At 69.1% G+C, this 21896-nt stretch carries 25 protein-coding genes and 2 tRNA genes; 9 read left to right on the top strand and 18 right to left on the bottom strand.

Annotation, left to right across the window (positions count from 1 at the left end):
- A partial coding sequence (locus tag ACOJSF_RS06715) for a 2-isopropylmalate synthase (protein ID WP_420141443.1) occupies positions 1-1155 on the bottom strand: 1155 nt, incomplete at its 3' end.
- Between the two features lie 255 nt (positions 1156-1410).
- On the opposite strand from ACOJSF_RS06715, the gene ACOJSF_RS06710 reads away from it, so the two are divergent.
- Positions 1411-1815, top strand: coding sequence for a BLUF domain-containing protein (locus ACOJSF_RS06710; RefSeq protein ID WP_420141441.1), 405 nt, complete (start codon positions 1411-1413; stop codon positions 1813-1815).
- Here the strand turns inward: ACOJSF_RS06710 and hisN are convergent.
- From hisN to ACOJSF_RS06650, 12 genes are all read right to left on the bottom strand, one after another.
- Positions 1803-2573 carry a histidinol-phosphatase gene (hisN, locus tag ACOJSF_RS06705; protein WP_420141440.1) on the bottom strand — a complete coding sequence of 257 codons (771 nt, stop codon included), beginning with the start codon at positions 2571-2573 and terminating at the stop codon, positions 1803-1805. The two genes, ACOJSF_RS06710 and hisN, sit on opposite strands and share 13 nt — an antisense overlap.
- Positions 2570-4165 (bottom strand): MFS transporter, encoded by a 1596-nt coding sequence (locus ACOJSF_RS06700; protein ID WP_420141439.1) that lies wholly within the window; start codon positions 4163-4165, stop codon positions 2570-2572. The genes hisN and ACOJSF_RS06700 overlap by 4 nt, the downstream gene beginning before the upstream one ends.
- A 58-nt stretch (positions 4166-4223) precedes the next feature.
- Positions 4224-4715 (bottom strand): hypothetical protein, encoded by a 492-nt coding sequence (locus ACOJSF_RS06695; RefSeq protein ID WP_420141438.1) that lies wholly within the window; start codon positions 4713-4715, stop codon positions 4224-4226.
- A 76-nt stretch (positions 4716-4791) separates the two neighbouring features.
- Positions 4792-5136, bottom strand: a complete 345-nt coding sequence (locus ACOJSF_RS06690) for a GFA family protein (RefSeq protein WP_420141437.1) — start codon at positions 5134-5136, stop codon at positions 4792-4794.
- Positions 5136-5507 (bottom strand): tRNA-binding protein, encoded by a 372-nt coding sequence (locus tag ACOJSF_RS06685; protein WP_420141436.1) that lies wholly within the window; start codon positions 5505-5507, stop codon positions 5136-5138. The genes ACOJSF_RS06690 and ACOJSF_RS06685 overlap by 1 nt, the downstream gene beginning before the upstream one ends.
- A 2-nt stretch (positions 5508-5509) precedes the next feature.
- A complete protein-coding gene (locus tag ACOJSF_RS06680; RefSeq protein ID WP_420141435.1) occupies positions 5510-6694 on the bottom strand; it encodes an acetyl-CoA C-acyltransferase in 1185 nt (394 codons plus the stop codon).
- A 140-nt stretch (positions 6695-6834) separates the two neighbouring features.
- Positions 6835-7443 (bottom strand): hypothetical protein, encoded by a 609-nt coding sequence (locus ACOJSF_RS06675; protein ID WP_420141434.1) that lies wholly within the window; start codon positions 7441-7443, stop codon positions 6835-6837.
- A gap of 87 nt (positions 7444-7530) precedes the next feature.
- On the bottom strand, positions 7531-9333 hold the full coding sequence (gene lepA / locus ACOJSF_RS06670; protein ID WP_420141433.1) for a translation elongation factor 4: 1803 nt from the start codon (positions 9331-9333) through the stop codon (positions 7531-7533).
- Between the two features lie 132 nt (positions 9334-9465).
- Positions 9466-9735 (bottom strand): accessory factor UbiK family protein, encoded by a 270-nt coding sequence (locus tag ACOJSF_RS06665; protein ID WP_420141432.1) that lies wholly within the window; start codon positions 9733-9735, stop codon positions 9466-9468.
- A 63-nt stretch (positions 9736-9798) separates the two neighbouring features.
- Positions 9799-10272, bottom strand: coding sequence for a TspO/MBR family protein (locus ACOJSF_RS06660; protein ID WP_420141431.1), 474 nt, complete (start codon positions 10270-10272; stop codon positions 9799-9801).
- Positions 10269-11066 carry a TlyA family RNA methyltransferase gene (locus tag ACOJSF_RS06655; RefSeq protein WP_420141430.1) on the bottom strand — a complete coding sequence of 266 codons (798 nt, stop codon included), beginning with the start codon at positions 11064-11066 and terminating at the stop codon, positions 10269-10271. The genes ACOJSF_RS06660 and ACOJSF_RS06655 overlap by 4 nt, the downstream gene beginning before the upstream one ends.
- Complete coding sequence (locus tag ACOJSF_RS06650) at positions 11066-11452, bottom strand: DUF6456 domain-containing protein (protein WP_420141442.1); 387 nt, start codon at positions 11450-11452, stop codon at positions 11066-11068. The genes ACOJSF_RS06655 and ACOJSF_RS06650 overlap by 1 nt, the downstream gene beginning before the upstream one ends.
- A gap of 388 nt (positions 11453-11840) precedes the next feature.
- On the opposite strand from ACOJSF_RS06650, the gene ACOJSF_RS06645 reads away from it, so the two are divergent.
- Together ACOJSF_RS06645 and ACOJSF_RS06640 are read left to right on the top strand one after the other, a co-directional pair.
- Positions 11841-12404, top strand: coding sequence for a helix-turn-helix domain-containing protein (locus ACOJSF_RS06645; RefSeq protein ID WP_420141429.1), 564 nt, complete (start codon positions 11841-11843; stop codon positions 12402-12404).
- Between the two features lie 125 nt (positions 12405-12529).
- Positions 12530-13132: a DUF1772 domain-containing protein gene (locus ACOJSF_RS06640; protein WP_420141428.1), complete on the top strand. Its 603-nt coding sequence runs from the start codon at positions 12530-12532 to the stop codon at positions 13130-13132.
- A 22-nt stretch (positions 13133-13154) separates the two neighbouring features.
- Here ACOJSF_RS06640 and ACOJSF_RS06635 read toward each other — a convergent pair whose 3' ends face one another.
- Both ACOJSF_RS06635 and ACOJSF_RS06630 read right to left on the bottom strand, forming a co-directional pair.
- A complete protein-coding gene (locus ACOJSF_RS06635) occupies positions 13155-13781 on the bottom strand; it encodes a CAP domain-containing protein (RefSeq protein ID WP_420141427.1) in 627 nt (208 codons plus the stop codon).
- 272 nt (positions 13782-14053) lie between these two features.
- Positions 14054-14129 (bottom strand) — tRNA-Val (locus tag ACOJSF_RS06630).
- A 242-nt stretch (positions 14130-14371) separates the two neighbouring features.
- On the opposite strand from ACOJSF_RS06630, the gene ACOJSF_RS06625 reads away from it, so the two are divergent.
- From ACOJSF_RS06625 to ACOJSF_RS06615, 3 genes are all read left to right on the top strand, one after another.
- Positions 14372-15331, top strand: coding sequence for a glycoside hydrolase family 43 protein (locus ACOJSF_RS06625; protein WP_420141426.1), 960 nt, complete (start codon positions 14372-14374; stop codon positions 15329-15331).
- A gap of 121 nt (positions 15332-15452) precedes the next feature.
- The gene (locus ACOJSF_RS06620) at positions 15453-16382 is read left to right on the top strand and encodes a methyltransferase (protein WP_420141425.1); all 930 of its coding nucleotides are present in this window, start codon (positions 15453-15455) and stop codon (positions 16380-16382) included.
- A gap of 4 nt (positions 16383-16386) precedes the next feature.
- A complete protein-coding gene (locus tag ACOJSF_RS06615; RefSeq protein ID WP_420141424.1) occupies positions 16387-17661 on the top strand; it encodes a dicarboxylate/amino acid:cation symporter in 1275 nt (424 codons plus the stop codon).
- A gap of 94 nt (positions 17662-17755) precedes the next feature.
- On the opposite strand, the gene ACOJSF_RS06610 is transcribed toward ACOJSF_RS06615, so the two are convergent.
- Positions 17756-18622 (bottom strand): SDR family oxidoreductase, encoded by an 867-nt coding sequence (locus tag ACOJSF_RS06610; RefSeq protein ID WP_420141423.1) that lies wholly within the window; start codon positions 18620-18622, stop codon positions 17756-17758.
- Between the two features lie 104 nt (positions 18623-18726).
- Between ACOJSF_RS06610 and ACOJSF_RS06605 the strand changes: the two genes are divergently transcribed.
- Complete coding sequence (locus tag ACOJSF_RS06605; RefSeq protein ID WP_420141422.1) at positions 18727-19614, top strand: LysR family transcriptional regulator; 888 nt, start codon at positions 18727-18729, stop codon at positions 19612-19614.
- A gap of 56 nt (positions 19615-19670) precedes the next feature.
- On the opposite strand, the gene ACOJSF_RS06600 is transcribed toward ACOJSF_RS06605, so the two are convergent.
- Positions 19671-19747, bottom strand: a tRNA-Pro gene (locus ACOJSF_RS06600).
- 139 nt (positions 19748-19886) lie between these two features.
- Between ACOJSF_RS06600 and pnuC the strand changes: the two genes are divergently transcribed.
- Both pnuC and ACOJSF_RS06590 read left to right on the top strand, forming a co-directional pair.
- The gene (gene pnuC / locus ACOJSF_RS06595) at positions 19887-20477 is read left to right on the top strand and encodes a nicotinamide riboside transporter PnuC (protein ID WP_420141421.1); all 591 of its coding nucleotides are present in this window, start codon (positions 19887-19889) and stop codon (positions 20475-20477) included.
- Positions 20474-21439, top strand: coding sequence for an AAA family ATPase (locus ACOJSF_RS06590; RefSeq protein WP_420141420.1), 966 nt, complete (start codon positions 20474-20476; stop codon positions 21437-21439). The genes pnuC and ACOJSF_RS06590 overlap by 4 nt, the downstream gene beginning before the upstream one ends.
- Positions 21440-21545: 106 nt before the next feature.
- Here the strand turns inward: ACOJSF_RS06590 and ACOJSF_RS06585 are convergent.
- A partial coding sequence (locus ACOJSF_RS06585) for an aldo/keto reductase (RefSeq protein WP_420141419.1) occupies positions 21546-21896 on the bottom strand: 351 nt, incomplete at its 5' end.

Here is a 21896-nt window from a genome sequence, read left to right as displayed (position 1 = left end):
CTTGCCCGACTGCGAATTGACGCGAATCACCGCCTCGTAGTCGCGGCCCAGATCCTTGGGGTCGATCGGCAGGTAGGGAACGTCCCACAGCTGATCGTTGCGCTGTTCCTGCGCGGCGAAGCCCTTCTTGATCGCGTCCTGATGGCTGCCCGAAAAGGCGGTGAACACCAGCTCGCCGGCATAAGGGGTGCGGGGATGTACGGGGATGCGCGTCGCATATTCCACCGTCTTCACGATCGCATCGATGTCCGAAAGGTCGAGGCCGGGATCGACCCCTTGCGTGTACATGTTGAGTGCGACCGTCACGAGGTCGCAATTGCCGGTGCGCTCGCCGTTGCCGAGCAGGCAGCCCTCGTCACGATCAGCACCCGGCTTCATGCCGAGTTCTGCCGCCGCGACACCGGTGCCGCGGTCGTTATGGGTGTGGAGGCTGACCACCACGGCGTTGCGATTGGGCACGTTGCGGCAGAAATATTCGATCTGGTCGGCGTAGATGTTGGGCGTCGCCGCCTCGACCGTCGCGGGCAGGTTGAGTATCAGCGGCTTGTCGGGCGTGGGACGCAGCACGTCCATCACCGCCGCGCACACTTCCAGGCTGAAATCCAGTTCGGCGGTGGAGAAGGTTTCGGGGCTATATTCGAACGACCAGTCGGTCGCGGGCTGCTTCGCCGCTTCGTCGCGCAGGATCCTGGCGCCCCCGACGGCGATGTCGCGCACCTGTTCGCGCGACATGTCGAACACGATCCGCCGCCACGCGGGCGAGACGGCGTTGTAGAGGTGGACGATCGCCGCGCGCGCGCCGGTCAGGCTCGCGAAGCTCTTTTCGATCAGATCGCGGCGCGACTGGGTCAGCACCTGCACGGTCACGTCGTCGGGGATGCGCCCGTCGCGGACGAGGCCCGAGATGAAGTCGAATTCGGTCGCGCCGGCCGAGGGGAAGCCGACTTCGATCTCCTTCAGGCCGACCTTGACCAGCAGGTCGAAGAAGCGGGTCTTCTTCTCGTGATCCATCGGGTCGATCAGCGCCTGATTACCGTCGCGCATGTCGGTCGACAGCCAGCGCGGCGCGCGCGTGATCGTGCGCGATGGCCATTGCCGGTCGGGCAGATCAACCTGCGGGAAGGGACGGTATTTGACGGACGGATCGGCGAGCATGGTCATGGGAGGTCTCGGCATAAGAGCGTCGATGCGCTTCGCAGCGCGGTGGCGGTCCCTTAGGCGGTGACGGCGGCCGCGACGGGCCGCGAGCGATCGACGCGCCTAAGGGCGCGTAAGTCGAAGCGGGAGAAGGCCGCGTGCCGGCTGCATGTGCGGTCCCTTAGGCGAAGCGAAACGGAGCGTCCACCCGCTTTACGTTCAATCCTCCCTTAACCGGTGATCGGATAGGGCAGGCGGGAAGGGATCCCGACCATGCACCAGCTCGTTTACATCAGCACCGCCGCGGCAGGGCTCTCGTCTGAAGGGGTGCACGACATCCTGCGTGCGTCGCGGGCGAACAATTTCCGTGCTGGGCTGACCGGGCTGCTCCTTTATGACGGCTACCGCTTCCTCCAGGCGCTGGAAGGCGACCATGCGCGCGTGATGGCGGCCTATGAGCGGATCAAAGCCGATCCCCGCCATCGCGCGCTGGTGCTTCTGTCCTCGTGCGGCATTCAGGCGCGCGCCTTCGGGGGATGGGCGATGGCGGCGAAGCAGGTGGATGTCGCAGCCGGCAATACGGTGGCGGATCTGGTCGACCAGATGACGGAAAGCGTGGCCGATGCGTCGATGCGGGCGCTGTTCCGTGGGTTCGCGCGCGTGCGTCAGGCCGCCTGAAGCAGCGCGATCGCGGGCTCGATTAGGGCCGGATCGCCTGCGGCAACGACCCGCCCCTCGCTCTGCCGGTCGAGCGGGCGACCCTGCCAGTCGGTCATCTGTCCGCCCGCGCCCTCGACGATCGGCACCAGCGCCGCGAAGTCGTAGAGCTTGAGCCCGTCCTCGACCACGAGGTCGAGGTGGCCGGCCGCCAGCAGGCCGTAATTGTAGCAGTCGCCGCCCCACAGCGTGTCTCGCGCCGCAGCGCCAACCCGCTCGAACGCGGCGTAGCTTTCCGCCGAGAAATAGCCGGGCCCGGTCGTGGCGAGATGCGCGTCGGCGATCGTCGGACAGCGGCGGGCGCGAATGGGCGCACCGTTCAGCGTCGTCGGCCGGCCCCTGGCGCCCACCCATCGCTCGCGCCCGATCGGCTGATCGATCACGCCCAGCACCGGCCGCCCGGCTTCGAGCAGCGCCACCAGCGTGCCGAAGATCGGCCGCCCCGCGACGAAGGATCGCGTCCCGTCGATCGGATCGAGCACCCACACCCGTTCGGCCTCGGCGCGCTCGCTGCCATATTCCTCGCCGATGATGCCGTCGCCGGGGCGTTCGGCGGTCAGGATCGCGCGCATCGCCGCCTCGGCCGCGCGGTCGGCCTCGGTCACGGGCGAAAGGTCGCCCTTCGCCTCCATCGCAAACGCCTTGCGGAAGAATGGGCGGATCGCCGCACCGGCGGCGTCGGCGAGCGCCTGGGCAAGCGTCAGATCGTCATCGGTCATTCGAGCTTCTTGCCCGAAGTCTCGGGCAAACCGAAGCCCACCACCAGCAAGGCCAGCACGGTCACCGCGACCATGTACCAGATGCCCGCGAACGGATCGCCCGTGCGCGCGACGATGTACTGGTTGATGAAGGGCAGGAAGCCGCCAAAATAGCCCGACCCGATATGATAGGGGATCGACATCGAGGTGTAGCGTACGCGCGCCGGAAACAGCTCGACCAGGCAGGCGGCGACCGGGCCGTAGGTCATGCCCGACAGGATGCCGATAAGCACGATCGCCGCCCCGACCTGCAGCGCGGCGCGCAGCGGGGGCGTAACCTTGCCCACCGGATAGCCCGCGTCGGCCAGGCCCGCCGCGATCGTCGCGTCGTCGGCCGCAGGCAGCACGCGGCTGCCGATCGTGACCTGCGGTTCGGCCTGGTTGGATACGACAGCGCGATAGGCGACCCCGCGCGTGGTGAGCGCGTCGAGCACGCGGCCGCACGGTGTCGCCTGCCCCTGCGTGGCGAACGGATCGAAGCTGCAGTCGCTGCCCCGCACGACGACCGGCGCGCGCTCGATCGCGGCGGCGAGCCCGGGATTGCCCGCCGCTGCCATCCAGTGGAACAGCGGGAAAATCAGGATCAGCGTCAGGATATAGCCGGCGATGATCGGCGGCTTGCGCCCGATCTTGTCGGACAGCCAGCCGAACAGGACGTACCACAGGATCGACAGGGTCGCGGATGCACCGACTATCAGCCGCGCGGGCGTGTCGTCGATCCGCACCGCGCTCTGGATGAAATAGAGCGACTGGAAGTGCGCGGTGTAGAAGATCACGGTCAGCCCGGCCGCGATCCCGAACAGCACGACCAGGATGCGGCGCCATTTCGCCCAGCTGTCGAAGCTTTCCTTGAGCGGGTTGCGCGCGACCTTGTTCTCCGCCTGCATCGCCTTGAACACGGGGCTTTCGTGCAGCTTCATCCGCACCCAGAGCGAGATGGCGAGCAGGACGAGACTGAACAGAAAGGGGATACGCCAGCCCCATTCGGCCCATGCCTCCTTCTCCACGAAGGTATTGGCCGCGAGTACGACCGCAAGCGACAGCAGGAAGCCGCCCGCCACGCCCGCCTGGATGAAACCGGTGTACAGCCCGCGCCGCCCGCGCGGCGCATGTTCGGCGACGTAGATCGCGGCGCCGCCATATTCGCCGCCAAGCGCCAACCCCTGCGCCACGCGCAGCACCACCAGCAGGATCGGCGCCGCAAGCCCGATCGAGGCGTAGGTCGGCAGCAGGCCCACGCCCGCCGTTGCCCCGCCCATCAACGCGACCGTGACGAGGAAGGTATATTTGCGCCCCAGCCGGTCGCCGAGGATGCCGAACAGCACCGCGCCGATCGGGCGCATGCCGAAACCGACCCCGAAGGTCGCGAGCGTGATCAGCAGCGAGACCGCGCTGTTGCCGGCGGGGAAGAAATGCTGGCCGATGATCGTGGCGAGCGTGCCGTAGACGAAGAAGTCGTACCATTCGAACACGGTGCCGAGCGTCGATGCGACGATCACCAGCCGGGTCGAGGAACGTTTGCCCTCCGGCGGTGCGGCGATGGTGGCGGCCATGATCCTCCTCCCTCTTTTCGGAGAGGTGTAGGGTGCGTGCCGCCACGCGCGCAAGCCGCTACCGCGCGACCGGCCTCAGCGCGTCGAGCAGGGTTTCGAGGTGCGCGCGGCCGAGCCGGCTCCAGACATTGTAGGTGCAGGCTTGCCCGCCCACACGGACATAGGCGAGCGACTCGAGCCCGTGTCCATCGGGATTGGCGGCGGGGTAAGGCTTGGCCCCGCTCAGCCCATATCCCGCAAAGGCGGGGGTAGGCAGTGCGGACAGGGTGCGGAACAGCGGCCACTGCGCCCGGAGGCGCGCGGCCTGCGCGCGGGATGGGGCGGCATCCCCGCCGAGCAGGCCGGTGCCCGCCACGCCGAATGCGCTCCTTACGCCCGGCAGATCGAACGCCACCGCCCAGCCTCCCGCGAAATTGGCGCGACGCGCGATGCCGCCGCGTGCTCCGGTCGAGGCGAGCGCGAGCGGGGCGCACTGGCGGCGATTGTCCGCCTTGGCCCATTCGGCGCGCACGATCCGCTCGCCGATCAGCGGATCGGCACGTGCGGCCATCGCTGCTTGGGCAAGGGCGGCGGCAAGGCCGGCCGTGAGGACCAGGCATCGGATCATCGCCGAACGGGTTCCGCCGTCAGGCGGCCGCGATCGGACGGACCGTCGCGTCCAGCCCATGCCCGTCGTCGAGGCAGCGATAATTGATGCTGTAGGCGTCGGGGCGCGACTTGGGACGGTAGAAGCTCTTGATCCCGCACTGCGTGCAGAAGATGTGCTGCGCCGTGCCAGATCCGAAGCGGTAGGTGGTCGTATCGCGCCGCCCCTCGGTCAGGCGGAAGCGCGCGGCGGGCACGATCAGGTGTTGGTAGCCGGTCATCGCGCAGATCGAACAATCGCATTCCTCGACCGTGACCGGCCCGTCGGGCACATCCGCTTCGAACCGCACCAGTCCGCAATGGCAGCCGCCCTCGACCGTGCGCATCAGAACAGCCGCCCGCCGTCCGGCACGGCATGGCCGGGCGCGACCAGCACCACTTCCCCATCGAGGTCGGGGAAACCCAGCGTCAGCACTTCCGACATGAACTTGCCGATCTGGCGCGGGGGAAAGTTGACCACGGCGGCGACCTGCCGGCCGATCAGCGCATCGACCGTATAATGGCGCGTGATCTGCGCGCTCGATCGCTTGCGGCCGATCGTGGGGCCGAAATCGATCGTCAGCTTGAAGGCCGGCTTGCGTGCTTCGGGAAAGGGCTCGGCCGCGACGATCGTGCCGACGCGGATGTCTACCGCCAGAAACTGGTCGAAGGTGATCGTGTCGGCCGCCGGGGCGGCGGGGTCGGGGGTGAGGTGCATGTTCAGATCCGTTCCAGCGCCACCGCCGTGGCCTCCCCGCCGCCGATGCACAAGGCCGCGACGCCCCGCCGCAGACCGCGTTGCTTCAGCGCGGCGAGCAAGGTCGTCATGATCCGCGCGCCCGACGCACCGATCGGATGGCCGAGCGCGGTCGCGCCGCCATTCACGTTGACGCGGTCGTGGGGCAAATCGAGCTCGCGCATCGCGATCATCGTGACGCAGGCGAACGCCTCGTTGATCTCCCACAGGTCGACATCGGCGACGTCCCACCCCGCCTTGGCCAGCACCTTGCGGATCGCGGGGACGGGCGCGGTCGTGAACAGGCCGGGCTCGTGTGCGTGCGCGGCGGTGGCGACGATCCGCGCCACGACCGGCAGCCCTTGCGCGCGCGCCACGCTCTCGCGCGCTAGCACGAGCGCCGCCGCCCCATCGGAGATCGAGGAGGCGTTGGCGGCGGTGATCGTCCCGTCCTTGGCGAAGACGGGCCTGAGCGTCGGGATCTTGTCGGGACGTGCCTTGCCCGGCTGCTCGTCGGTATCGACGATCGTGTCGCCGCCGCGTGCCGTGATCGTCACCGGCGCGATTTCGCGGGCGAAGGCGCCGCTGGCGATCGCGGCATTGGCGCGGGTCAGGCTCTCGACCGCGAAGGCGTCCTGCTCCTCGCGGGTGAAGCCGTAGTCGCTCACCGCATCCTCGGCGAAAGCGCCCATCGCCTTGCCCGGCGTGTAGGCGTCCTCCAGCCCGTCGAGCATCATCGAATCGATCACCTGCGCATGGCCGATGCGCGCGCCGGCGCGATGCTTGGGCAGCAGATAAGGGGCGTTGGACATGCTTTCCATGCCGCCCGCGACGACGATGTCGGCCGAACCTGCGCGGATCGCCTCGTCGGCCATGATCGCGGCCTGCATGCCCGATCCGCACATCTTGTTGATCGTCGTCGCCTCGACCGAGCGGGGCAGCCCCGCGCCGAGCGCCGCCTGGCGCGCGGGCGCCTGGCCCAGGCCGGCGGGCAGCACACAGCCCATGTAGATGCGCTCGATAGTGGGGGGGGCGACCCCGGCGCGGGCTATAGCGGCGGCAACGGCGGTCGCGCCCAGCGCGGTCGCGGGAAGCGGGGCGAGCGCGCCGAGGAAGCCGCCCATCGGCGTGCGGGCATAGCCGCAAATGACTGTCTGATCGTCGGACATGACCCCCACATAGGATGCGGGGCGGGCCGGCAGAACCCTTCCGCTGCGCGGCGCGGGGCGAAAGATGATGTCCGGTACGCGGCAAGGGACTGGCCCTCAGGAGCGGCTGGAGACCGTCTCCAGCCGCTCCGCAGGCCCGCTTAGTTGCTGGCGGTGGTGACCGTCGTGCGCGTCGTCTCGGTCGCGCGCGGCGCGGCGCGCGACGTGGTCGTGCGCTTGACTACCTTACGCGGCGCGGCGCTGGCGGTGGTGGCCGGCACGGTCTTCGTCGTCTCGGTCACGACCGTGGTGGTCGGGGCCGGGGCGGGCTGGGCGCGGGCGGCGGCGGCGTCCGCCTGCGCCGCGACGGCGGCCTGTTCGGCGGCGGCGGCGCGGGCCTGCGCCTCGACCGCCTGCTGCTGCACGATCGCGGTGTTGGCGCGGGTGGCGTCGGCATCGGCCGCGCGGGCCTGCTGCGAACGGCCGATCGCGCTATCGGCGGCTTGCTGCGCGGCGATCGCGGACTGGATCGCGCGCTGCTCCTTGCCGCTCTTCAGCTCCTCCTGCGCCAGGCGGAGCGCGGCCTGCGCGCGGGCCATCACGTCGGGCGAGACCGTGTCGGCGTCGACGCGCTGGGCGGCATCGATCTTGCCCTGCGCTTCGGCGATCGCGGCGCGGGCGCGCTCCTCATCGCCGGCGAAGGCGGGGGTGGCGAAGGACAAAGCGGCGGCGGCCAGAAGACTGCCCGAGATGAACCTCAGATTACGCATAACAAACTCCTCTCCAAACAGCGCCGGCGTGAACGGCCGTTCGAAGATCGAGTTCCGCTATTCGCGACGAATAGCGGGGTGTTTACTTCATTCTTCGCCCATGCGCAGCGCGGCGATAAAGGCTTCCTGCGGAATGCTGACCGAACCATATTCGCGCATCCGCTTCTTACCTTCCTTCTGCTTTTCCAGGAGCTTGCGCTTGCGGGTCGCATCGCCGCCATAGCATTTGGCGGTCACGTCCTTGCGGAGCGCGGCGATCGTCTCGCGCGCGATCACCTTGCCGCCGATCGCCGCCTGGATCGGGATCTTGAACATGTGGCGGGGAATAAGGTCCTTCAGTCGCTCGCACATGCCGCGTCCGCGCGCCTCGGCGGCGGCGCGGTGGACGATCATGCTGAGCGCGTCGACCGCCTCGTCATTGACCAGGATCTGCATCTTGACGAGGTCGCCCTCGCGATAGCCGATCTGGTGATAGTCGAAGCTGGCATAGCCGCGGCTGATGCTCTTGAGCCGGTCGTAGAAGTCGAACACCACTTCGTTGAGCGGCAATTCGTACTTCAGCTGCGCGCGGCCGCCGACATAGGTCAGATCCTTCTGGATCCCGCGCCGGTCCTGACACAGCTTGAGGATCGCGCCGAGATAGTCGTCGGGGACGTAGATCGTCGCCTCGATCCACGGCTCCTCGATGCTTTCGATCCGGTTGGGATCGGGCATGTCGGCGGGATTGTGCAGCTCGATCGTGTGCGCATCCTCGGTCTTCGAATGCGTCAGGTGGATATGGTAGACCACCGACGGCGCGGTGGTGATCAGGTCGAGATCATATTCGCGCGTCAGCCGCTCCTGGATGATCTCCAGATGGAGGAGGCCGAGGAAGCCGCAGCGGAAGCCGAAGCCGAGCGCGGCCGACGTCTCCATTTCGAACGAGAAGCTGGCGTCGTTGAGGCGCAGCTTGCTGATGCTCTCGCGCAGTTTCTCGAAATCGTTGGCGTCGGTCGGGAACAGGCCGCAGAACACGACGGGCTGGACTTCCTTGAAGCCCGGCAGCGCCGCCTTGGCGGGATTGCGCACGGTGGTCATCGTGTCGCCGACCATGGCGAGCCCGACATCTTTGATCTGCGCGGTCACGAAGCCAATCTCGCCCGGCCCCAGTTCGGCGACGGTCTCGATCTTGGGCCGGAAGCAGCCGACGCGGTCGATCAGATGCTCGGTCCCGCCGGCCATCAACTTGACCTGCAGGCCCTTGCGGATCACGCCGTTGATCACGCGGACGAGGATGACGACGCCCAGATAGGGGTCGTACCAGCTGTCGACGAGCATCGCCTCGAGCGGCTTGTCCGCATCGCCCTTGGGCGCGGGGATGCGTTCGACCACCGCGTCGAGGATCTCCTCGATCCCGATGCCCGACTTGGCCGAGGCGAGGATCGCGTTCGACGCGTCGAGGCCGATGATATCCTCGATCTCGGCCTTCACCTTCTCGGGCTCGGCGGCGGGCAGGTCGATCTTGTTGATGACGGGCACGATCTCGTGGTCGTGCTCGATCGACTGGTAGACGTTGGCGAGCGTCTGCGCCTCGACCCCCTGCGCCGCGTCGACCACCAGCAGCGCGCCCTCGCACGCGGCCAGGCTGCGACTGACCTCATAGGCGAAGTCGACGTGGCCGGGCGTGTCCATCAGGTTGAGGACGTGCCCCTTCCAGTCGAGGCGCACGGTCTGCGCCTTGATGGTGATGCCGCGTTCCTTCTCGATATCCATATTGTCGAGCACCTGCGCCGACATCTCACGGTCGGTGAGGCCGCCGGTGCGCTGGATCAGCCGATCGGCGAGCGTCGACTTGCCATGATCGATATGGGCGATGATCGAGAAATTGCGGATCTTGTCGAGCGGGGTCATGGGCGCGAGCGCCTAGCAGGCGATCCTTCAAGAGCAAAGCGTCGCCTCCGTCGGGGCGCAGGCTGTCCGTCCACGGTCATCACGAGCCGCGCCAGACATGGGCCCCCGCCTTTGCGGGGGCGACGCATCTGATTATTCCGGATCGTAGCTGGTGGGCACTTCGCCCCTGTCCTTCGTGGCGGCGAGTTCGGCCTTGAGCGCGGCGACCTCGTCGCGCGCGGCGGCGGCCATCGCCTTCACCGCCTCGAACTCCTCGCGGCTGACGAAGTCGAGCCCGCCGAGCCACTGCTTCACCTTCTCGCGCGCCCCGGCCTCGCCCTCGCGCGCCATGCCGGCCATCGTGCCGGCGAAGCCGTTGGCCATCTTCACGAAATCCTCGAAAATCCTGTTGTCGTTCTGCATGGTCGGCCTCCGGACTGTATTAGCAGGGTAGATGGGTCGGGCGGCGCGCTTCCGCAACGCCTGTCAGGGATTGAGCCGCACGATTTCGAGGTTGAGCGCGGTCGCGAGCAGGAGCCAGGCGGCATAAGGCAGCAGCAACGCCGCCGCCAGCGGACGCACGCGCCCGAAGGCCAGGATCGTCGCGATCAGCGCCACGTCGAGCGCGGAGATCAGGGTGAGCGCGGCCGTCGCCCGGTGCAGGCCGAAGAAGAGCGGCGACCAGGCGAGGTTGAGGAGGAGCTGGAGTCCGAACAAACCGAGCGCGCGGGCCCGCGCCGGCGTGGCGGGGGCGGCGATCACCAGCCCGACCGCGATCCCCATCAGGACGTAGAGCGTGGTCCAGACGACCGGAAACGCCCAGGCGGGGGGCATGAAGGCCGGCTTGCGCAAGCCATCGAACCACGCATTGCCATAGCCGGAATTGGACAGGAGACCGGACAGAAGGCCGAGCGCGACGATCGCGGGCACGGTGACGATCCAGGGATGGCGGCGGATCATGGCATCGTTCCCGAAGGCGAAGTTGACAAAGTTGACAGGTGCGCGCGCCCGCCGCCCACCCCGCCCCGGACGGCGGCGAGCAGGAACTCGACATTGCCTTCCGGGCCGGTGATCGGGCTGCGTTCGATCCCCTCAACCCGCCAGCCCAAGCCTTCGATCCATGCCCGCACGTCGGCGCAGACGCGATCGTGGACGGCGGGATCGCGCACCACGCCGCCCTTGCCGACCTCCTCGCGCCCCGCCTCGAACTGCGGCTTGATGAGGGCCACGAGGCGCGCGTCGGGCGCGGCGAAGGACAAGGGCCGGTCGAGCACCTTGGCGAGGCCGATGAAGCTGGCGTCGCACACGATCAGGTCGACGGGCTCGGGAATGTGATCGGCGGTCAGGATGCGCGCGCTGGTGCGTTCGTGGACGATCACGCGATCGTCCTGGCGCAGCTTCCACGCCAGCTGGTTGGTGCCGCTGTCGACCGCATAGACGCGCGCAGCCCCGCGCGTCAGCAGCACGTCGGTGAAGCCGCCGGTCGAGCTGCCCACGTCGATCGCGACCGCCTGGCCCACGTCCCAGCCGAAATGGGTCAGCGCATGATCGAGCTTGATCCCGCCGCGCGACACCCAGGGGTGATCGCGCCCGCGCACGTCGAGGATCGTGTCGTCCGCGACCTGCTCGCCCGCCTTGGCCAGCTTGCGGTCGCCCGCGAAGACGAGCCCGGCGAGGATCAGCGCCTGCGCGCGGGCGCGGCTTTCGACGAGCCCGCGTTCGACGAGCAACTGGTCGGCGCGGATCTTGGCCATCACAGGCGGTAATAATCGGCGACGCGGTCGAGCGCCATCAGCAGGACGAGCTTGCCCGCGCGGCGCGGCCAGCCGAGCGCCTTTTCCGCCGCCTCCAGCCCGTCGCCCGAACAGACCACGCGCCAGAGGATGTCGGCCATGCCCGTGCCGGCGGCGGCGAGCGCGGCGTCGAACCGCTGGCGCGCGGCGATCCGCGCGAGCGTGGGATCGAGCGGCGCGTCGGCCCCCGCGCGGCGCGCGGCGACGGGCGTGGCATCCCAGCGCATCGTGACGTTGGGCATCAGCCCGGCGATGGTGAAGTCGCCGCGCAGCCGATCGCCCGCGTCAAACTGGCGCTGGCTGACGAGGCCGCGCGCGTGGAGCCAGCCGAGCGGGTTTTCCATCATGTTGACCGTGACGCTGCGCCGTGCCGCGCGATGGGGCGGGGCGGCATCGTCGGGCAAAGCGCGTTCGGCGAGCAGGCGGGCGGGCCGCGCGACGCCCCCCGCGCGGACGCGACCGGCGTCGGTCAGCACCAGCCGGCCCTGCTCCTCCCGTACCAGAGCGGCACGCGCAAGCTCCCCGATCAGGCTCGGCGGCGCGCGCAGCGGCCCCGCGCGCCAGCCGTCGCCATGCAGCCGGAAATCGCGCCCCTCGGCCAGCGCCGCCAACACCTTCGCCCCATGGCCCGTCAGCTTCGCCATCGATCCTCCGTCCCGTGAGTCGAAACGGGCTTGCCAGATGAAAACCTACATGGGAAACGGAAATAACCGATCTGGTTACAAGGATTGATCGATGATCACCTGCATTCGCGAGATACGCCGCGCCAAAGGCATGACGTTGCAGGACGTGGCCGACCGCTGCACGCCCCCGACCACCGCGCAGACGATCGGGCGGCTGGAAACGGGGACGCGCACCGTGTCGGTCGGCTGGCTCAACCGCATCGCGGGCGCGCTGGGGGTCGGCGTCGGCGATCTGGTGCGCCTGCCGGAGCGCGGCGATCTGCCGGTCGCGGCCCTGCTCGGCCCCGACGGCGCGCGCGCCCCCGAGCGCGCGATGGCCGAGGCGGCGCCGGTGCCGGCGGCGGGCGCGGTGGCGCTGCGCATCACGGCGGGGTTCGGCGATTATCGCGCGGGCGATGTCCTATGGTGCGAGCGGATCGGCCCCGACGCCTTCGCAACCGCGCTCAACCGCGACGTGCTGGCCCCGCGTGCCGCCGGGCGGTTCGTGTTCGGCCGGCTGATCGGGATGGAGGCAGGCCGCCTGCTCCTCCTCCCCCTCGTCAGCGGCGCGCGCCAGACCGTGCTCGCGGACACACCCTGGCTGGCGGTCGCGCGGCGGCTGGTGCGGGAGATATAGGGACAAGGGGCGGGCGGGAGAGCAAGATTTGCGATCGCTTCGGCGCGGCGGCCATCTGACGGCTTGTCCGTCGAATGTTTCGGGAGAATAGTCCGGTTCCGGAAAATGATGCTGCGGGGTGGCGCATGCTGGATCGGCAACGGGTTACGCGGGCCTTTCTCTGGCTTGCCGTGCTGGTGGGGGGACCGCTGCTCGGCGCGAAATTGTTCGATCTGCTGGTGCTGGCGGGCGCGTGGGCCGCCGATCCCCCGCGGTCGCTCGCGATGATGCCGTATGGCAAGGCGTGGCCGGTCGATACCGGGGTCTTCTTCATCCCGTTTTCCGCCGCGATGCTGATCGCTGGGTTCGGCGCGCTCGCCGCCGGATGGCGCACGCCGTGGCGCTACCGCTGGATGCTGTGTCTGCCGTCGGTCGGCATCCTGCTGCTGCTGATCCTGACCGTCACGGCATTCTGGCCGATGAATGCCGCCCTATACTATCATGGCATTCACTCGCCCAAGGACATGATCACGGACGCGCAATCGATCGCCATGGCGCGGCGGTGGATCGCGCTCGACTGGCTGCGGGTCGCGGGGGCGACCGCCGCGTTCGTGGCGCCGCTCCGCGCGCTGACGCTGCCCTGGCCGACGCGGGTCGCGCCGAGGGACCCGCCGGTCGTCCGCATGATCCTCGTGCTGGCGCTCGTTGGGGTGGCGGCGTTCGTAATGTGGTTCGTGTCGAACCTGTGACGGAGTTCGGGCGGTGTGGGGTTCACCGCGCCGGCTGGAGCCCCTCCGGATGGGTGCCGTCGTCCATCAGGCCGAGGTCGATCACGCACATTTCGCGGAAGGTGGGGTGGGGACCGCAGGCGATTCCGGCAAAGCGCATTTCGGGGGTGAACAGGATCGCGCGGTGGCCGCGCCCGGGCACGCCGTCGTCGACCACGAGCTGGCGGATCGCGTCGGTGGGATCGGCGGGGCCGTAGACGATCACCTCCGCCACGAACGGGCCGCCGCCGCGCCGCTGCACGCGATCGGCCGCGCGCGCCCCGTCGGGGCCGGCATGGCCGGTCGCGCCCGACGCCGCCTGTTCGGCGGCATGATCGCCGGCGGCGGCGCGCAGCAGCTCGGCCGGGGCGAGCGGGGCGACGGGAGCCTGGCGAGCGAGGAAGGCAATCGTGTCGTCGACCGCCGCGACCCCTTCGGAGGTCTGCAGGAGCAGGCCGGGCAGGCGCACGATCTTGCCCATGAACAAGGCACGATAGGCCGGGAGCGTCGCGGCATAGCCGGCCGGATCGGTGCGCAGCGCATTGAGCGCGGCGAGCACGCGCGTTTCATACTCGCTCTGCGCGCAAGCCGGCATGGCGAGCCACGCCGCCACCGCCAGCGCGCACCACACGCCGCCCCTTCGCATCGCTGTCCCCGGCAAGGCCCCCCTCGCGCCGGCAGGGCCCGATGCCCTCCCCCACGCCTGCAACGCGACGTCACAATGCCAACCGCCTGCTTATCGCGGGGGCGGACGGAGCGATAGCGGCTTCGCGGGCATCATGATCGGGACGATCGGGCGGCCGAGGCGGCACGCGGCTGTCCATTTGCTGACCAAACGGGACGGGCGGCCCGAGGATTGACGACACGCGCAACCGGCAAATCGCGGAAATCAGCGTGGGAAGGTGGTGGGCGCTGACGGGCTCGAACCGCCGACCCTCTCGGTGTAAACGAGATGCTCTACCAACTGAGCTAAGCGCCCGCCCGCAGGCGTGGGGCGGGAATACGTCATTTCCCGTGGCGCGCAAGGATCATTGCGGGAAGGCGGGGCTGCTCTGATCGTGCTGCGCAACACGTCGCGGTCGTGCTGCGCAACATGCCCGCCGCACGACACGGAATATTGCCTTTCACGCGTGGGCACCCCACCGTCCGCGCGAAGCGCTTGATTATCGGCGCGGCGGCGGCAGAGAAGGGCGGTTCGGGCCGAAGGCCAAGGGAGGGACAATGCACGACGTGACGCGCCGCACGGCTCTGGCGGGGATTGGGGCGACGCTGAGCGGGATAGCGGTGCCGGCCTTCGCGCAGGGCGCGTCGGACAGCGTGTTCCTGCTCAGCTATTTCACCGACCAGGACGAAGGGCGCGCGGGGCTGAAGCTCGCGCGGAGCGACGATGGCTATGTCTTCACGCCGCTGGGCGGAGGACGCGGCTTCCTCACGCCCGAGGTCGGGCGCGACAAATTGATGCGCGACCCGCATCTGCTGCGGGCGCCCGACGGGCTCTGGCATCTCGTCTGGACCAGCGACTGGTTCGGGCCGGTGATCGGCCATGCGACCTCGCGTGATCTGGTCCGCTGGTCGGCGCAGCAGACCATTCCGGTCATGACCGCCTTTCCGGGCGTGCGGAACAGCTGGGCGCCCGAGACGATCTACGACGCGCGGGCGGACGATTTCGTCATCATCTGGTCGAGCAGCATCGACGGGCGGTACGGGGCGACGCCGGGCTCGCGGTTCGAAGGGCTGAAGCTGCGGCCTTATTACACGCGGACGCGCGACTTCCGCCGCTTCGCGCCGACGAAGCTGCTGTTCGATCCGGGCACCGATTCGATCGACTTCACCTTTCTCACGCTCGCCGACGGCAGCCTTCGCCTGATCTATAAGGACGAGACGCACGACAGCGAGCAGCGCCGCTGGCTGGTCAGCCGGTCGGCCGCGTCGCCGACCGGACCGTTCGGCCCGGTGAGCAAGCCCTTCACCCAGACGATGACGGAGGGCCCGACCGCCATTCGCATGGGCGACCGCTACCTCGTTTATTACGACGTGTACGAGCAGGGGCATTTCGGCGCGGCGTCGACCACCGACTTCGTGACCTGGCGCGACGAGACGGACCGCGTTCGCTTCCCCAAAAATGCCCGCCACGGCACCGTGGTGCGCGTGCCTCGCGTCTTCGCCGACGCGATCGCCTGAGCGCGCGGCCGCTGTAAGATGCGATAGACGGAGCCGATCGATCGTTCCCGACGTTACGTTGCTGTCATTTCGGGACGACCTCTCCTTGTACAATCCGGCCGGCCTTAAATCCGAAACCCGCGTGGAGAGCCGCGATGCGGTGCTGCGCGACCTGATCGCGTGGCTGAAGGACCGAGACTATGCGTTCGTCACGCCGACCCCGACGACGCACGCCCGCGTGCTGGCGCGGGGCGGAGGCGATGGCGGGCTGGCCGACGCGTTCGGGTGGAACCGGCCGTTCGACGCGGCGGCGATGCCGCCGGGACTGTTGGGGCGCCTGGCGGCGTGCGGGCTGCTGCAGGCGGAAGGCGCGCGCTATCGCAGCCGCGTCCGCGTCTCGCGCCTGTGCGGGGAGCTGTTCGTCCATTCGGCCTATCCGACATCGGACAAGGATTCGGTGTTCCTCGGGCCCGACAGCTACCGCTTCGCCACGTTGATCGCGCGCGAGCTGGCCGACTGTCCGCAGGGGGCTGGCACGCGGCTGGTGGATATCGGGGCGGGGGCGGGGGTCGGCGCGATCGTCGCCAGCCGGCGTTGCCCGCAGCTTGCCGTCACGATGACCGACATCAATCCACAGGCGCTGGACTATGCACGGATCAATGCGGCGGTGGCCGGGGTCGCGGCGGAATTCGTGCTGGCCGGGTCGCTGGACGCGGTGGAGGGGGCGTGGGACGTGGCACTCGCCAATCCGCCCTACATCATCGACACGGAAGGGCGCGATTATCGCGACGGCGGCGGCATGCACGGCGCCGAGGTCGCGCTGACCATGGCCGTGGACGCGACCGCGCGGCTCGCGCCCGGCGGCCGCCTGATCCTCTACACCGGAAGCGCGATCGTCGCCGGCGGGGATGCACTGCGCGAGCGTCTCGCCGGCCTGGCGGAGGAGCGGGGTTGCACGCTCGACTATCGCGAGATCGACCCGGACGTGTTCGGCGAGGAACTCGACAAGCCCGCTTATGCCGATGTCGACCGGATCGCGCTCGTCTCCGCCGTGATGAAGCGCCGGACGTGAGCCGATGAGCGCCGCAGGGGGGCGGGACGACGCGCCGCCGCAGCGCCCGCGCGACGTGCGCGCCGCATTCCTGCTGCTGGGGCTGTTCGTCGGTCTGGGCGGCGGCGCGCTGAGCGGTGGCGGGGTCCGCGCCGCCGTGTCCGCGGTCGCGCGGCCGGTTGGCGCGCTGTGGCTCGACGCGCTGACCATGACGGTGGTGCCTTTGGTGTTCGGCCTGCTCGTCACCGCGATCGCCGGCACCGCGCGCGAGGCCAAAGCGGGGTCGGTCACGCTCCGCGCGCTCGTCTGGTTCGCGGTTATCCTGACGGTCGCGTGCCTGGTCGCGGCGTTCCTGACCGCTGGCCTGCTGCACCTTTGGCCGATCGCGGGGCTGGGGCTGGCGCTGAGCGCGGACGCGGGCGCCCCACCGCCCGCGCCGGCGGCCGACGTGGCCTGGTATCACACGATCATCCCCGCCAACCCGATCCGGGCGGCGGCGGACACGGCGATGGTGCCGCTGGTCGTGTTCGCGCTGCTGCTCGGCTTTGCGACCGCGCAGCTCGAACGCGACGCGGCCGAGGCGTTGCTGCGGCCGCTGCGCGCGCTGGTCGACGCGATGCTGGTGATCGTGCGCTGGGTGCTGCGCGCGGGGCCGATCGGCGTCGCCGCTTTGGCCTTTACGGCGGCGGCCGATCTCGGCGCGGGGGTGTTCGGGACGCTTGCCCATTATGTCGCGCTCGTGTCCGCCGCCTGCCTCGCCGCGACCCTGCTCGCTTATCTGTGGGTGTGGGTGTTCGGGCGGACTTCCGTGATCGCCTTCGCGCGTGCAGCCGTGCCCGTGCAGGCGCTGGCACTCGGCACGCAATCCTCGCTGGCGACATTGCCCGCGATGATCGAGGCGGCGGCGCGGCTGCGCGGCGACCCGCGCGTCGCGGGGATCGTGCTGCCGCTTGCCGTGTCGCTGTTCCGCGCGGCGAGCGCCGCCGCCAATGTCGCGGTGGCGGTCTATCTCGCGCATCTGCACGGGGCGGGGCCGGACATCGGGCTGCTCGTGCTGGCGGCACTGGTGGCGGTGCCGGTCAGCCTTGGGGCGGTCGGCCTGCCGGCGCAGGTCTCCTTCTTCGCCACGATCGCGCCGGTGTGCATCGCGATCGGCGCGCCGATCACGGCGCTGCCCTTACTGCTGGCGATCGAGGCGGTGCCGGACCTGTTCCGTACACTCGGCAACGTCACCAACGACCTGGCGGTCACGCGCCTGCTGTCGGGCCGGGACGCCGACGCGGACCCAGCGGGAGGATAATACTCGCGGTTTGCAAAGAGGCCGTCGCCAGGCCGAGGCTTGACGACAACCGGGCTTGGAAAGTCACCATGTGCTGCAAAGGGTGCAGCATCGTTCACGCGGCGACGAGCATGCGGACGGCGTCGCGGTAATTATGCAGCGGCCGTCCGAGCATCGCGGTCAGCCGATCGGCATCGCCTTCTTCCGGAACCATGCCGACGCTAACATAGCGTTCGGCCATCAAGCGCATTTCATAGGCCATCCATGCGGGCATGAACGTCGCCATCGTCCGTTCAAACCCGCTCGGATCGTCGCCCCCATAGGCGACCGGCCGGCCGAGCTCGTCCGACCAGATCGCGGCGACCCGGTCGCCCGTCAGCGTGTCCGGGCCGACGAGGTTGATCGTATCGATCGGCAATTTGCCCACGGCCGTGTCGCGGCGGATCAGTTCGATCGCGGCGACCTCGGCGATGTCGCGCGCATCGACCATCGCGAGACCCTTGCCGCCGATCGGCATCGGGTAGACGCCATGCTGCATGATCACGTCCTTCACCATGACCTCGTTATCGATGAAATAGGTCGGGCGCAGGATCGTCGCGCCGAAGCCCATCGCGGCGAGCATCCGTTCCGCGCCCGATTTCACCGCGAAATGCGGCACGTTCACCGCCTCTTCGGCGCCGAACACCGACAGGTAGACGACGCGGTCGACACCCGCCTCACGCGCGACGTTGAGGGTGATGATCGCCTGGGTGAATTCATCACCGGCGACCGCATTGAGCAGAAAGAGGGTGCGAACGCCCTGAAAGGCGGCCCGAAGCGCATCGATATCGAGCAGGTCGCCCCGTACGACTTCGACGCCGGCCGGGAATGTCGCCTTGGCGGGGTCGCGGGTGAGGACGCGGACATCCGCCCCACGGGCGACGAGCTGGTCGACGACATGGCGGCCGACGCGGCCGGTGGCTCCGGTAACAAGAATGGTCATGGGTCTTCTCCTCATTTGGTCTTGCTGACCAGACGAAGATGCGTGATCCATTTATGTGCGAATAGACGCGCAATTTGGACGCAATGTCTCATAGGTGGAACGACATGGACCTGCTTGCGCTCAACGACTTCACGCTTGTCGCCCGTCACGGGGGCTTCGGCAGGGCGGCGCGGGCCGCCGGCCGCCCCAAGGCGACGCTGTCGCGCCGCGTATCGGACCTAGAGGTAGCGCTTAACCTGCGGCTGTTCGAACGCGGCCGGCGAGACCTGAAGCTGACCGAGGAAGGGCGCGCGCTGTTCGAGCGGGCCAGGGCCTTGCTGATGGAGTTGGAGGAAACCACCGCAGCGATCGCATCCGGCAGCGAGCGGGTACGTGGTCGATTGCGGATCAGCGCGCCCTTGCTCTTCTCGCAGACCGCGATGGGACGGCTGGCGGCGGAATTCGCGCGCCTTCACCCGGAGGTGCGCCTGGACGTCAGCACCGACGATCGCGCCGTGGACATGATCGAGGAGGGCTATGACCTCGTCATTCGCGTCAACCCCGCACCGGACGCTACGCTGGTCGGGCGGCCCTTTCTTCACGACCGGTTGGTCGTGGCGGCCGGTCCCGACGTGGCGCAGGTTGATGATGAGGCCGTACCTGCCGTGGTCCGCGGCGACGATCAGGCACGCAGCTGGACCGTCGGCACCGCGCAAAGCGCGCGCGAGATCGCGATCGATCCGGTGCTGCGCCTGTCGTCGCTGATCATGATCCGCGACGCGGTGCGCTACGGCGCCGGGGCAGCCAGGCTACCGCTCTCGCTCGTCAGCCGCGACATCGCGGCGGGTCGGCTGGCGCATTGGGGCGACGTCGTCGGTTCGGATATCGCCTTGTGGGCGCTCTATCCGTCGCGGCGGCTGCTCAACGCCAGAGTGTCGGCTTTCCTCGCGCTGTTGCGCCAGTCCTTTCCGCAGGGTGCGCCGGCGGAACTGGCCGCATATCTTGATCCATAGGGTTTTCTCGAACCTCGCGGCCCCGCGCCAATCATCATCTAAGTGATTGGCGCAAATGGTCGGGGAGAGAGGATTCGAACCTCCGGCCCCTGCCTCCCGAAGACAGTGCTCTACCAGGCTGAGCTACTCCCCGACGGAGCGCAGGTCCCTCAAGCGCCCTTGGGAAGGCGGGACCGGCGAGCCAAGCGGGGGCCTGTTAGCGGCGCTGTCCGCCGCCCGCAAGTGCCTATCGCGGGTGGCGCGACCGGGCGTGCGCGGCTAGCATCGCGGCCGTGGGGGACATTGCAGCTCATCTGATCTCGCTGGAAGCGCTGGCGACGGCGCTCGGCCTCGCCAATATCGTGCTGCTGATCCGGCGGAGCGTGTGGAATTACCCGTTCGGGCTGGCGATGGTCGCGCTCTACGCGGACATCTTCTTCGCGGCGAAACTGTACAGCGATGCGCTGCTCCAGCTCTTCTTCTTCGCGATCCAGCTCTACGGCTGGTGGGCGTGGGCCCGTGCGGGCGGGGGCGGGGGGGGCGTGCCCGTGCGGCGGCTGACGCCGGCGGCGCGGATCGCGTGGGTCGCGATGATCGCGCTCGTCACCGGGCTGTGGGGCTGGGGGATGCACGCCGGGACCGACGCGGCCTCCCCATGGTGGGACGGCGGGATCGCGGTGGCGAGCGTCGCGGCGCAGATCCTGCTCGCGCGGCGGATGATCGAGAACTGGCTGCTGTGGATCGCGGTCGACGCCGCCGCGATCGGACTCTACCTCACCAAGGGGCTGGCGCTGACCGCCGGGCTCTATGCCGCCTTCCTGATCCTGTCTGCGGTCGGCCTGGTCCAATGGCGCCGGGCCGAGGCCGGGGGGCAGGGCGCATGAGCAACGGGATCGTGATCGGCCGGTTCATGCCGCTCCATGCCGGGCATGTCGCGCTGATCCGCACTGCGCTGGCGCTGGTCGATCACCTCACCATCATGATCTGCGCGATGCCGGGCGACACGCCGGACGGCGTGAGCCGGCTGCGCTGGATGATGGAGATGTTTCCGGCGACGCGGTTCGTGGTCGCGCCGGCGCCCTCGCCCCACGCCGCGCCCGACAGGCCGGATGCGCGCGAGGAATGGGCCGCGCGCATCGCCGATTTCCATCCCGCGCCGGTCGACCAATTGTTCGCCTCCGACGTCCGCCAGCGGATCATCGCAGAGGCGATCGGGGCGCGGTTCGTGCTGATCGATCCGCGCCGCGATGGCGTGCCGCTGCGCTCCTCGCGGGTGCGCGTCGATCCGTTCGCCTTCTGGCGCCTGATCCCGCCCGCCGTGCGCCCGAGCTATGCGCACACCATCTGCCTCCACGGCCCGGAAAGCACCGGCAAGAGCACGCTGGCGGCGGCGCTGGCGCGCCATTTCGACACGGTGTTCGTACCCGAATATGGGCGGACCTATTGCGAGCAGTTCGGGACCGACCTCGCCATGGGCGATCTCGTCACGATCGGGCGGACGCACGCCGCGCTGACGCAGGCGATGCTGCGCCAGTGCAATGCGCGCCTGATCCTCGACACCGATCCGCTGATGACCGCCGTGTGGGCGGACATGATGTTCGGCGAGCGCGATCCGTGGTTCGACGAGTTTTCGGCGACCGCCAGGCTTTACCTGCTGCTCGATATCGATACGCCGTTCGTCGACGATAGCCTGCGCGTCTATGGCGGGGATGCGGAGCGGCGGCGCTTTTTCGACCTGTCGCGCGCCGAACTGGAGCGGCGCGGCGTGCCGTACGTCGTGATCGGCGGGCCGGCGGAGGCGCGCTTCGACCGCGCGCTGGAGGCGATCGCGGCGGCGGGATTGTAGCGGCCGTGCCGAACGCGGCGAAGCGCGGGCGGCGTGGATGCGTCCTCGACCGGCCGCCCGCGCGAAGTGCCATGGGTGGCCAGCAACGCCAGCCACCCATGGGCGATCAGATCCAGTCGGGAACCATATCGCCGGCATAGCGCGCACCGAAGGCGCCATCGGGCAGGATATTTCCGATGCGGATCAGATCATCGGCCGACAGCACCACGTCGGCGGCGGCCAGATTTTCCTCGAGCCGATCGATGTTGCGCGTGCCGGGGATCGGCACGATGTCCTCGCCCTGCGCCAGGATCCAGGCCAGCGCCAGCTGCGACACGGTGATGCCCTTGTCCTCCGCGAGCTCGCTGAGCTGGCGGACGGCGTCGAGGTTCCTTTCGAAATGGCCCGGCTGCCAGCGGGGATCGAAGCGACGCATGTCGCCTTCCTCATATTCGGCGGACGGCTTGACCGCGCCGGT

The sequence above is a fragment of the Sphingomonas sp. genome (assembly GCF_048594985.1).
Lineage (GTDB): Bacteria > Pseudomonadota > Alphaproteobacteria > Sphingomonadales > Sphingomonadaceae > Sphingomonas_I.
The sequence above is the reverse complement of the archived record's forward strand: the minus strand, read 5'-3'. Positions and strand labels throughout refer to the sequence as shown.